General features: G+C 66.9%; 11 protein-coding genes. 2 read left to right on the top strand and 9 right to left on the bottom strand.

The features are described 5' to 3' along the window. The coding region (locus BGN98_RS04470) for a helix-turn-helix domain-containing protein (protein WP_288119846.1) at window positions 1–192 on the top strand (192 nt) is incomplete at its 5' end. Between the two features lie 674 nt (window positions 193–866). Here BGN98_RS04470 and BGN98_RS04475 read toward each other — a convergent pair. The 3 genes from BGN98_RS04475 to BGN98_RS04485 all read right to left on the bottom strand — a co-directional run bounded on the left by BGN98_RS04475 (window position 867) and on the right by BGN98_RS04485 (window position 2290). Continuing rightward, the gene (locus tag BGN98_RS04475; RefSeq protein ID WP_288119848.1) at window positions 867–1130 is read right to left on the bottom strand and encodes a hypothetical protein; all 264 of its coding nucleotides are present in this window, start codon (window positions 1128–1130) and stop codon (window positions 867–869) included. A gap of 263 nt (window positions 1131–1393) precedes the next feature. Beyond that, window positions 1394–1855 (bottom strand): helix-turn-helix domain-containing protein, encoded by a 462-nt coding sequence (locus BGN98_RS04480; protein WP_288119850.1) that lies wholly within the window; start codon window positions 1853–1855, stop codon window positions 1394–1396. Between the two features lie 183 nt (window positions 1856–2038). Then, entirely contained in the window at window positions 2039–2290 is a 252-nt protein-coding gene (locus tag BGN98_RS04485; protein WP_036288952.1) for a hypothetical protein, read from the bottom strand. 187 nt (window positions 2291–2477) lie between these two features. Between BGN98_RS04485 and BGN98_RS04490 the strand changes: the two genes are divergently transcribed. Next, a complete protein-coding gene (locus BGN98_RS04490; protein ID WP_288119853.1) occupies window positions 2478–3731 on the top strand; it encodes a DUF6880 family protein in 1254 nt (417 codons plus the stop codon). Window positions 3732–4118: 387 nt separating this feature from the next. Here the strand turns inward: BGN98_RS04490 and BGN98_RS04495 are convergent, their stop codons facing one another. The 6 genes from BGN98_RS04495 to BGN98_RS04520 all read right to left on the bottom strand — a co-directional run. Next, a complete protein-coding gene (locus tag BGN98_RS04495; RefSeq protein ID WP_005052816.1) occupies window positions 4119–4787 on the bottom strand; it encodes a hypothetical protein in 669 nt (222 codons plus the stop codon). A gap of 127 nt (window positions 4788–4914) precedes the next feature. Continuing rightward, window positions 4915–6033, bottom strand: coding sequence for a DUF3322 domain-containing protein (locus BGN98_RS04500; protein WP_288119856.1), 1119 nt, complete (start codon window positions 6031–6033; stop codon window positions 4915–4917). After that, window positions 6030–9383 (bottom strand): ATP-binding protein, encoded by a 3354-nt coding sequence (locus tag BGN98_RS04505; protein ID WP_288119858.1) that lies wholly within the window; start codon window positions 9381–9383, stop codon window positions 6030–6032. The genes BGN98_RS04500 and BGN98_RS04505 overlap by 4 nt, the downstream gene beginning before the upstream one ends. Further along, a complete protein-coding gene (locus BGN98_RS04510) occupies window positions 9380–10039 on the bottom strand; it encodes a DUF4194 domain-containing protein (protein WP_288119860.1) in 660 nt (219 codons plus the stop codon). The genes BGN98_RS04505 and BGN98_RS04510 overlap by 4 nt, the downstream gene beginning before the upstream one ends. After that, entirely contained in the window at window positions 10036–11487 is a 1452-nt protein-coding gene (locus BGN98_RS04515; RefSeq protein WP_288119862.1) for a DUF3375 domain-containing protein, read from the bottom strand. The genes BGN98_RS04510 and BGN98_RS04515 overlap by 4 nt, the downstream gene beginning before the upstream one ends. Window positions 11488–11553: 66 nt before the next feature. Continuing rightward, on the bottom strand, window positions 11554–12149 hold a 596-nt coding region (locus BGN98_RS04520; RefSeq protein ID WP_288119863.1), incomplete at its 5' end, for a DUF1877 family protein.

Raw genomic sequence — 12149 nt, forward strand, 5'->3', positions numbered from 1 at the left:
ACCCTCGAACGACGAGTCCGTGCGGCGCTCAACCTCACTCCGCTCGGCTTCGTCCAACGGCTTCGCATCGAACGAGCTCGGCACCTCTCAGCAACCACGGACCTCACCTCCGCCGAGATCGCGCTACGGGTCGGCTACGCGAACGCCGAGACTCTGCGCTCCCTCCTGCGTAGGGAGCGACGCCGTTCCTGACCTATCGCAATGCATGTAGCCGGTGTGCTAGTGCTCGACTGGAACCACCTCTCAGCACGTCGCGTTGACGCTCCCGCGTCGCCCCTGGACGACACACTCGACACGCCCGCAGCACAGGCCATGTGATGTGTCCCGGCTTCGCGGACGGTCGGGGTTGGGTGGCTGTGATGTCGCTGCGTTCTCGTCGAGAGGATCAGCAGACCCGATCAGAGCCGATTGGGATAGGACGCGAAGGCGGTCAGGTCAGGGCGGCCGAAGCCGGCCGGCGGGGTAGCGTCGGTCACGTCGAGGTCTTTCGGATGGATGGCGTAGAAACCTCCATCGTCGGTAGATCTCGACGTCTATCTGCGGCCCGACGCGCCCGGCCGACCTACACCCTCATCTGGGAAGAGCCTGGTTTGGCGCAGGCACCGGTCAGATCTACATCGCCGACGCACTGAGGCATCGCAAGAGAGCTACAGGAATGTCATGTCTCAGTCTCAGAGCGGAGACGGAGGAATTTGAAATCGCGCCGTTGGTAATCGAGGTCAACTGAAACCGCGTGATCCTGCGGGTTCTGACCTCGCCGGCATCCGCTTCGATCAGGTCAGTTCGGTTCGATTCGTGGCAGAAACGTGGCAGTGATCGACGGGCGTTGCTGTGGCCGCGGGCCGCCTTCAACGCGCGATCTGAGCCTACGCCGACTCGGCTTCAGTCATCATGTCGACGGCTTCGATCATTCCGTACCTGTCTCGCAGAGTCTCGAGAATCTCGCCGACGGCGAGCGTCGCGCCGTAGCGGCCAGACCGGCTCGCGATCTCGTGCACCGCGGCGAGCGCGAGCCGCGGGTTGAGCCCGACAGTGTTCTTCGCGAACTCCCTGGCGCTGAGCACCTGGATGCCCGGCGGAATCCGGTCGGCGGGGAAGCCCGAAAGTACCCTCGAGCGGTTGCCACCCATCAACTTCTGCGTCGGCGAACTCTCGGCGCATCGCGGCAATGAGGGTCGCGGCGCGGCGGGCAGCCTCCGCTACAGGCATCCCACGCTTCACAAGCTTGGCTTCCTCGTGGAACTGGAGTTCGTCGAGAATCGCCGAACTCCATGTGGGCCGGTAGGTGCCCTCGATGGCGAGGGAAAGAAGGAAGTCGCGCTGCAGGCTCGGCCACAGCACGCTCGTGTCGAGAGTGGCCGTGAACATAGCGCAATCCTGTCAGGCGACGATCTCAGGCTCGGACGGCCCGCTTCGCTGCGACTGCCTTCCGGGCCGCTTTGAGGTCCTCGAGCGTCTGCTCGATGTTGTCTTCGTCGAGGGTGTCGCGCGTGGCGGCGAGCATGTCGTACTGGCGAGCGCGGCGTCGCTCCCGGTACGCGAGGAGATCCGCGAGGATGACGCGGCGGTGCGTGCCGGCCTTCTCGAACGGGATCTCACCTTCGTCGAGCAGCTTCACGACTGTCGGGCGGCTCACGTTCAGCAGATCCGCCGCCTGCTGGGTGGTGAGCCGTGTCGCCTGCGGCACGACGGACACCGCCAGCCCGCTCTGCATCGCGTCCACGATCTTGCGGAGCGCGAGGTAGACCTCTTCCGGAAGCTCCACCTGGTCTCCTGGGCGTGCGCCCGCGAGGAAGTACCGCGGTTCGGGATGAGCTCGACCGGCGGCCTCGTGAGCGGTGAGGAAGTCCAGCACAGGAGCGAGCTGGTCGCCCCTACTAGGGAGGTACGTTTCTTCAATAACGGCAGCGCGAGCCACGGGAATCCCCCCAATACACGTGAACGCAGGAGATTGCGTTTGTTGCGATTAGAGTAGCACGCGCCGTCGACTCAGTCGCAGGGACGGCGACATCGCTCGACTTTTGCGTCGAGATCCTGATCAGGTGTTGCGCGTCAGCCATCTCCGCCTCAGGTCCTCGAGCGTGCGGACTCCGACCGCGTGGACACGCGCGGTGCCCGAGCGGGCGCAGTCCACCGCGACGAGCGCACGCGGCGCCACGTGACCGGTCGGCCAGGATTGATCGTCCGCTTTCAGCCGATAGATGACAAGGCGGCCATCGGCGTCGTCCACCAGACCGGCCTCATCGATGACGTCTTCAAGGCCGCCGCCACGAAGGTAACCGTGCGCCATGTCCGATCGCCCGACCAGATGCTCTCCCAGCGCCTCGAGCGCCGACCTGGGCGGATCGGTGTTGCTCCTCAGGGGTCCGGCACATTCCGGCCCCCTCACTCGCGCCTGCCTGCGCGTGCCACTTGAGAGAAGCGGCCGCCATCCGGGCAGATCGCGGATGAGGATCGCGCGGTGGCATCCTGGACGGATGTCTTTGGCTCGCGACATCCCGAAAGTCCTCGCCTCGTTCCGCACGACCAGACGCGACATGTGGGACTGGGGAGCGGTGAACAGCTACGCGTTCGAAGCCGAACTCGGGGCGTCGCTGCTGGCGGACATGGCCGACGACTACGGCGCCGAGGGTGTGATCCCCGTCGTGCAGAAGGCGATCGCGAGCACCCTCCGGGTCCTCATGCGCTCAGACGACTCCGGCGGACTCATCCAACTCGTCATCCGGCAGCTACTGAACCTGCACGCCGAGCTGTGCACGCAGAGCCCGCCCGCCCCGGCGGTGCTGAGCGGGTGGATCCAGAAACAGCAATTCGGCGAACTCGGCGAGTACTTCTCGGTCGACGTCGTCGACTACGCGGACGCCCTCGGCGCCGCGGGCATCGCAAGGTTCGAAGCGCACCTCGACAAGCGGCGCCAGGCGCTGACCACACCCTTCGACGGGCGCCCAGACGCGGAGTTCACCCACGATGACGAGTGGCACGCCCGCCACGCCGTCCTCTACAACCTGCAACGCCTCGCCGTCCTGCACGGTGACGAGGAGGCGATCGTCCGCACTCACGGCGGAGACATGCCACGCGCACACCTGCACGCCGCCGCCGCCGAAGCACTCCGCGAGGCAGGACTGCCGGGCCGCGCGACCGTCATCGCACACGAGGGCATGACCCTCCCCGGCGGAGCGCACCAACAGCAGGAGTGCGGCGAGCTCTGGGCGGCGCTGGCCATCGAGACAGGTGCAGACGCCGCGGACGCGGCATCCGAGGTGTTCGAACGATGGCCCACAGCGAGCAACGCGGAAGCGTTGCAGGCCGCCTCAGGACAGAACTGGCCAGCGATCCGCGAGCACGCGATCGAGCGGATGCGCGAACGCCCCTGGGAGCTGATCGCGTACCTGACAGATTCCGACGACCTCGCGCGCGCATGGACCGAAGCGCTCCGAGCATCCGCGAACAGCAAGTCACTCCACGCGTCGCAGTGGGACGACCTCGTCGGCCGATACAGCAAGATCGACCCCGTGGCCGTGCTCCCCGTCATGGCGCAGCTCATCGACGACCGCCTCATCGAGGCGAACACCCGCGCCTACCCCGGCGCCGTGCGAAGGATGACGAAACTACGCGCCGCGGCCCGCGCCGCCGGACGCCCCGAGATCGCCGACGACTACCTCGCTGACGTACGCCGCCGCAACGCCCGGCGCCCGTCCCTGATCAAGCGAATGGATGCCGCCGGACTCTGACCCATCAGACCCGTCGCGATTGCAACCGCTCGGAGGAGACGGAGGGATTTGCACTCTCCGGCTCGCGCTCACGCGGGAGAAACGGCGAGTCGAACGACCGCGCGGCGAGCAGAAAGCTACGTAAGACCGCACATGATCGCCAGAATGCTCAACACCAACCACGACCGCAACGCGGCAGAAATGGCAGATTTCGTGGCAGTACCGGAACGAAACAGCCTCTGATCAGGCATTTTCAGAGCGGAGACGGAGGGATTTGAAATCGCGCCGATGGCAATCGAGGTCAACGGAAACCGCATGATTCCGCGGCTTCTGACGTCGCTGGCATCCGGTTCGATCAAGTCAGTTCGGTTCGATTCGTGGCAGAAACGTGGCACGAATCTCCCGCCCTCAGAGCTCCTGGAGCGCGGGGTTGGCCTCGATCACGGGCAGCAGCCTCTCGGTCTGGACGAAGAAGCGAGCCGCGTCGGGACCGATCGCGTGACACACGCTCCGCATGTCTCGACGGACCTTGCGGAGATCGTATCGATGCAGTGGTTCGAGGTGAGCGACACGGTTGCGTAAGCCGTGGACGTTGGCGACACGGGCGACGATGCTGTCTGCTGACCAGTCGCCGGGCCACGCCGGGAACGCGTTCTTGATGGCGACCGTCCACAGCTTCTGCTTCGACTTGTTCGACTTCGACGGGAGGAGATAGCGCCACACTCCCAACGACATTTGAGCCAGCACGTCATCATGACTCACCGGCCGGCCGTGGTCCGCGGCGATGCGTCTCGCTCGCGTTGCAGCCTTCGACAGCTCGCTCTGGTTCATTGCCCGAAGTAAGTAAGGATGGGGGCGTAACAACCAGTCGGACGTCCCGGCCATCCCGTCGTTCCAGAGGCGCAGCTCGCGATCGATGGCGTTGCGCAGGACGAGCTCGAAGACATGGATCGCCTCCATCGCGGCGCCCGAAGCGCGCACATTCCACTCGAACAGTTCGTGCGCGCGAACTATGTCACCGCCGGCGTCAGCGAGAATCCGCTGCACCCGGGCGTCGCCGACGAATCGGGAACTCACAGGCTCGATCGGCGACACACAGGCTAGACTAGACGCACAAACACCGGACGCTTCGCGGATCGGTGCTTACACATAAGGGGCCCGGCGCAAGCCGAGGCCCCTTATCCTTTGCGCCGACCGGGAGTCGCTAAATCTCAAGCCGCGCGAGTGCGTAGTCCCACGGGATTCGTTCCTGCTCGAGACGGATGTTCCCCTCGGCGCTCAGCGATTGGAGTGTTGCGCGTTCATCGCGCGTGAGCCGATCGAACACCCCGACGTTCGGATCGGGATCGACGCCCCAGAGGTCGCGGTGGTCGAACAGCGTAGCCATCTCCATCAGCGCCGACGTCGCATCCACTCCCCTGGCTCGGAGCCGGTTCAGGATGGCGAAACCATGCGAGTCCAGATCCCCCCAGTACGTCACGGTCTGAGCCCAAGGCAGACGGGCAACAAGGTCGACGCGGTGGCCACCGCCGTGGACTGCGACCGCTCCAGACACGTCCGGCATCGCGAGTACAGTGGCGAGGTTCTCGAACACGAACACCCGCTCGGGGCGGATCTGACTTGCGCCGAGGTCGTCGACCGGCGCCGACACATCGGTGAGTCCATGGAAGGAGAGCGACGGATCGAGAACGCGGAGCCGCACGAGCGGTGATGGCTCGCGAAAGCCGAGCCCGGTCGCGCCGGTTCCGGCCCGATGCAACGCCTCCACGAGGCCGATGCGAGATTCGATCCATTTCGTGTGGATGCCGCGGATCGGCAACTCCCGCACCAGGCGACCGGATTCTGGGTTCTCGCGCAACCACTCCAGCACATCGACGAGCCGTTCGAAGTCGCCACCGTCGAGATCAGCGATGGCGCGCGCATGGGTGCGGAGCACCGAATCGGCGCCGGACCCGGCCAGTCCCCGGAGCGCGTCAAGTCGCGACACGAGAACCTGCCAGACATCTCGCTCGCCGGCGATCCGAGCGATCGCGTCCGAACCGCGCAACACAGCGCGGACGGGGACTTCCTGCGATCCGATGCGTGGCCACTTGCGGACGGCCCACTCGATCTCGACCGACGGATCGGCGCTCAGTCCGCGCCAGGAGTCGACCCACCGTCGTACCTGTTCGAGGTCGCGCAGCGCCTCGCGCTCTGTCGGCGGATGCAGCGATACGTCGAGCACGGCATCGGTCTGCTGATCGGCAGCCCAGGTGCGCGCCTCGCGGTCGAAGAGCTTCTTCGCTCGCGCGCGCACATCGGCCGGGGTGACGGACGTAGTCACGCGTGCTGCTCCGCGTGCGGTGGATGTGGGGCCTCCGGCCCCCCGACCGAGAACACGACGTTCGCGAGCCGCGACAACTTGCGGTCGGGGTTCGACACCGACGTGATCGCGCCCACGTAGGGTTCGAGAGTCTGCAGAAGCTTCTGCGGCGTGGCGAGGATCATGTGGAAGCCGAACTCGCGGAACACCTCCATCGCGTTGCGCGTGTATCGGCTGTCGGCCTTATCGAACGCCTCGTCGAGCACGATGGAACCGAACTTCGGGACGTCGTCCTCCTCCTCTGTCAGCTGATACCGCAGCGCCGCGGCGAGGCAGAAGATGACGAGCTTCTGCCGCTGCCCGCCCGACAAGCCCTCGGCCGAGTCGTACACGCGTGTCACGCGGCCGGTGGGGTCCTTCTCGCGAGCGAGGAAGCTCACGTGAAGCCTGGTGTCGAGCACACGGCCCCGCCAGTCCATGTCGACGCGGTCCTTCGATCCGAGGCGACCGATGACCCGCTGCAGGACGTCGAAGCGCTGCTCAGCACCGGAGGCCGACTCATCCGACCAATTGCCCTCGACGATGCGACGCAGGTCGGTGAGGAACTCGTCGACCTCCGGCGTACGCGTGGTCTTCACATCGATCTCGAGGAAGCGGTCCGCTCCCTCGAACGGCGACCGCCCGAGGGAGGCGTTGACGGGAAGGATGCGTTCGCGGATGAGGCCTGGGGCGTCCCGGAGATCACTGAGCAGGTGCGCGATGACATCCTGCGATCGCTCCCGCAACAGCTTGCGGAACTGCGCCTCCTTCTCGGGCAGCCCGCGCGCGAGGATGCCCTCGCGCAACTCTCGGTAGCCGTAGCGGTCGCGGATGTCGGCGGTGAGCTCGGCGGATGCAGCCGGCCAACCGAGCCGGAACTCGGCGGCACGTCCGGCGAACCGCGCCTCCGCGTCGGCTGCGCGAGCTGCCGCGGCATCCTTCTCCTTCGAGAGCGCCGACTGCACTCTCCGCGCGACTTCGTCCACCGTTTCGAGGCTCACGGAGCGCCGCTCGGCTCGGAAGCGCGCGTCCAGGGCATCCATGATCGCCTCGTCGACGACCTCGGGCGCGGCCGCCTCGAGCTCCGCGATCTGCAACGCGATGGCCTCCACTCGCTGGCGAGCGACAGCGTTCTCGCCGATGGCTCGTGCGTGAGCCGCGTTCGCCTCCTCCAGTCGGTGCGTCGCCCGTTCTGCGAGCTCCTGCGCCTCGCGGAGTGTGCCGGACGCGTCGGTGAGCGTTCGGAGTTCGTCGCGACGAGCGGCGGTGACCGCCGCGGCGGATCCGAGGTCGATGTCCGTCCAGGTGAACGTCGACACGCGCGCGAAGGCGTCGCGGCGGGTGAGTGCGTCCTGCCGGCGAGCGTCGGCCTCGGCATCTCGGGCCGCCGCCCGCTCCATCGCGGCCGTCGCGTCGCGATGACGAGCCAGCAACGCGTCGAGCCGCGCTTCGGTGTCGCCGCCCAGCACCCACCGTGTAGCGTCGCCGACATCGTGACGGTCGTCCTTCTCGTACCTGCGCGAGTTGCGCTTGACGAGGCCGCCGATCGTGACACCGCGCTCGACGTCCTCGAGTTCGTCGGGGTGCGAGACGCAGGCGTAGTCGAACTCGGTGGCCAGGCGCCTGCGGAGGTAGGCGCCGAACGGTCCATCGCTCACCTCGAGGCGGTGGACGAGCGACCGCGCATCCTTGGGGCGGCGCGGCTCATCGACGGCGTGCGGCACCGCTTCGATGACGAGGCGCACACCGAGCGCGCGCGAGTCGGCGGCGCGCCGTGCCGGTGCGAGATGCTCGTCGCGGACGAGCAACGTCGTCGACAATGAAGCCAGTACACGCTCCGCCGCGCCGCGCCAGGGGGCATGCTGTTCGGCGACCGAGATGAGCTCCCCGGCGAAAGGCAGGGCAGCTGCCGGAACGCCGACCGCCTGAGCGATGAACCGCCGCGCTCTCAACAGCTTCTCGTCGAGATTGCTCCGGTGATCTCGCAGTGACTGGATCTGCTTCGTGACCTGGTCCAGCGCCCGGCGCGTCTGGCTCGCGGCATCGCGCACGTCGTGCGACACCGCGGCGATGTCACGCGCCGCCTCGGTGACGGCTGCCGCGAGCATCTCCGCGAACTGCTCGGCGTCGTCGGGCATCGGAGCCCCGATGCGAGAGAGTTCAGCTGTCAGCTGGGCGCGATACTGCGCGATGATCTCCTCGTCGCGCTGTGCGCTGTCGATTCTCTCCTGCAACAGCTCGACGCGCGCGCCGCCCTCGTCCCGGACACGCGCCTTCGTGCTCTCCACCGCCTCGGCCGCCAGCCGCTGCTCGCGCACGGCGTCGCCGAGCCCGCTGTCGGCGCGCGCCAGCCCGGCACGTGCCGGCGCCACGGCGTCCTTCGCGAGCCGCAGCTTGAGTGCCGAGGTGAACGGCTCGACCGCATCGTGCAGGCCCGCGATCGCCGACGTCTCGGCGCTGGCCGCGTCGAACGCCGTGATCGCCTCGTCGACCCTACGCAGCGCATCGGCCTGCTTCCGCAGATCGACTACGTGCCGGTGCGCGGCGTCGAGCTCCGTGAACTGTTCGACGGCTGTCTCGGCGCGCGCGAAGGTGCCCGGCTGGTCGAGCATGAACCCACGGAACAAGGCGTCGAGGGTACCCAGATTCTTCGCCGACTGGGTTTTGTGCAGAAGTTGGAGCGTTGCGTCTCCCCGGAACCCGAACTCGCGGATGACCCGCTCATGGAAGCGCCCGTGCCGTCCACCCGTGGTGATCAGCGCATCTGGGAAGGCCTTCGACATGCGGCGAGCGTCGATGCCGCCCTCGACGTGCGGCTTCATGTCGAGAAGCCGCACCTGACCGCGGGCGAAGACCCTCGCATCCTTCAGCGCGCTCGGTTCGGTGCGCGTGCCGGGCGCATGGAAGACCCGCAGCAGGACGACGGGTTCGTTACGGAGGTCCTCGTATCGCAGCAGGATTCCGCTCCATGTCGCCTTCGCTCGCAAGTAGCTCGTCGTGGCCCGATCAGCGGTCTCGTCTGCTTCCTTGCTCCATGCCCCGCGCACGTAGCTCATGAGGGTGCGATCGCTGGTGCGCGAGGAGCCGTCTTGGGCCGCGGCGTTGAGCCTCAGCCACCGGTCCGGGGTGTAGACGGCGGCGATCGCGTCGAGGAGTGAGGACTTGCCGGAGCCGGATGCGCCCGTGAAGAGATGTCCGGCACGCGCGACGTCCACGGCGACGTGGCCGGCGAAAGTGCCCCAGTTGACGATTTCAATCTGGGCGAGGCGCCATTGACCGGGCCTCGTCGGATCGGTCTCCGGCCTGTCGACGGGGAAGCTCAGCATCGTCATTCGGTTTCGTCCTCGGGATCCGGCGAGACGGCAGCGACATCGACCGCACCCTCGCGCGCGATCCGCTGATACTCCGCGGTGATCGCGCGGATCTGGTCGGCGTCGACGAGAAGACGGAGCACGGGTGAGATCTCGGCACGATCATCGCCAGCGGCGTGCAGCACGCGCAACTTGTTCTGCATCTTGTTCCACGACGAGTTGACGCGGCTCGCGAAGTCCTTCTCGTCCCGATCCGGCGTGCGGAACACGGCGAGCTGTTCGAACACCTCCGCCTGCCCGACGATGACACGGCCTCTCCCCTCCTCGCTCAGCAAGGTCTGGCGCAGGATGAGCAGCATCGCGGTGTCGAGGAACGTGAGCGACTCGGACCGCACGGCGTTCGGGGCGTTATCGGCGGGCGCATTGCGGACGAACGCGAACTCGTTGTCACGATCGATGACCAGTTCGAGGAACAGGTCGGCGAGCCGCGAGCGGATGACGGCCTCGTCGGTGAGCAGCACAGCCCAGAGTTGCGCCTCGCGCGCTCCGGAGAGGTACGGGCCGCGCACCAGACGCAGCAAGACCCGCCGCGTGCGGTCGGGGAGGTCGCCGGCGTCGCCGCGCCAGAGGCCGGTGTGCTCGTCGATGACGACATCCGAGGTGGACTGTTCGGTCATATCACCGCTCCTGTGAATCGGTGCGCGGCGACGATTGCCGCACGCGCGACTCCGTCGGCGCCCTGCCACGACAGAATCTCCGGATCATCGTCGACGGTCCCCTGTTCCGCGGCGATCGACAGCAGCCCGATCACGCTTCCGACCCCCTGCGTCGCGGGGTACCGAACAAGGACGTCCGCGACCGTGCATGACGCGACCTCTGCGAGCACGTCGTTGACGTTGCGAGTGAGCTCGTCGAAGTCGATCTCCGTCTCGCGAGCGATCGCACGCAACTCCTCGAGGCTCGCAAGCGAGGCTGTCTGCGTGACGACCTCTTCGGTGGCGCCGAATTCGGCGGGATCATGAAGGTCCATCGCCCCCACGCTCGACATCGCGACAGCCGAGAGATCCAGAGTGAGAGACGTCAGCTGCCATGGCCGCGTGTGAGTGGCGGCTTCCACCCCCGCGTGCTGAGCCTCCCGCAGCAGCGTCCTCAAAACCCGGTCCCGCTGGTAATCCTGCGACTGCACGTAGCGGCGAAGCGCGCGCGCGAAGAGCGTGATGACGTCATGGATCTCGGCGCTTCGGCCTTTGAGCGTCGTGAGGAAGGAGCGCAGCACGCGGCGCTCACCCGAGGTGAGATCGCGAGCGAACCCGCGGTCCAGGATGCGGCGAACGTCGGCCTCGAAAGCTGCGCCGAGCGCAGGATCGAGGACGAGTTGGGAGAACGCAGCAAAGCTGCGGCCGGCATCCGAATCGGAGATGTGGTCGATGCCGCGGAAGACCTCGTCGACAACAGACGCTTGAGAGACATCGGACTCGACGATCTTCGCCCGCAGCGACGTGTTCAGGGTCTCGAACTCGGCACGCACCCGGGCGAAGTCGTCCGGAACGTCCGCAGCCTGCGCCAGCACATCGCGGACACGTTCGAGCGCCCGGTCTTCATCGATCGCCGCTTCGTCGCCCGAGCGGAGGCTCTCGATCCGCCGCTCGATCGCTTCGATCTCCTCCTCGAGCAGGGCGATACGTGCCGAGACGTCCGGATCCGTGTCGATCGCGAGACGGCGCACCTGCGCGGCCAGGCTCGCGAGCCGAGACTCGGTCACACTCGAACGCGGGGCGGCGCGACCCTGGAGGAATCGGATGCCCGCAATGGCGTCCGGCGACAGCTCGAGCGTCTCCCCGCGCGCTTCAGATGACGGCCGGCGCACCAGGAACTCGGCCGACCTCCACTCTGCGCAGTATCCCTTCGCCGACAGAGGAAGAGTCATGCCCTGCCCGCGCAGCCTCTCGAGGTCGACGTCGATCCGCTCGTACAGCTCCTCCGCGTCGACCCGGCGCTCGTCTCCGCCCAGATGAACACCCAGAAGACCGGCGATGATCGGTGCACTGTCGGCGCGCAGCAGCTTCCACGCGGCGTCGCGCTCGACGAGCCGAGCGAGCTCGAGAATCTGGGCGACAGCGGGCACGTGTCCATTCTGGAGGAGTGCGCCGACATTAGCTGACGTCGCCGCCCGCGGTGACCTTCCGGCGTGTCACCCGATCATGTAGACCAATCCGCGACCATCCTCCGCGAGCGCAGTGACGAACTCTTTAGCACGTTCGAGGAAGTCGGTCACATATCGGATCTCATCTTCCGGATCCGCACCGAACGGGCTTCGCCAGTCGACCGCCCAGGCCCGCACCCGAGACTCGTCGAACGCACAGAGGTCGTCGCGGATCGCTGGCACCTCCTCCGGCATGATCGTTCTGACCCACGGATCCCAGCCCATGCCCCGCATGGCGACGCGCCCTTCGAACATGCGGTAAGCCGGCCCCGCGCCGCGAGCATCCAACGTCGGATAAGTGAGCGACTGCAAAGCGGACCATGCCTTGTCGAGGTAGAGCATGTCACTCTTCGGCGACGTCTGCTCGAACGTGGTGACGCTCACGCTGGCGTGCGGCTCCATTCCCCACGCGTCCGCGAGCGGATCGCTCGACAGAATGCTGTGCGGGTCATCGATGGCCTGCTGAGTGAGTTCGGCGTCAAAGGCATATGCGTAGTAGCGGATTCCCATGCCGCCAAGCATCACGGTCCGGCCGTCGTCGCGATCACGCTCGGCGGCCAGCTGGGGACAACTCGCGTGAAACT

Origin of the sequence: Microbacterium sp. 69-7 (genome assembly GCF_001897985.1) — a bacterium.
GTDB classification, from domain to species: domain Bacteria; phylum Actinomycetota; class Actinomycetes; order Actinomycetales; family Microbacteriaceae; genus Microbacterium; species Microbacterium laevaniformans.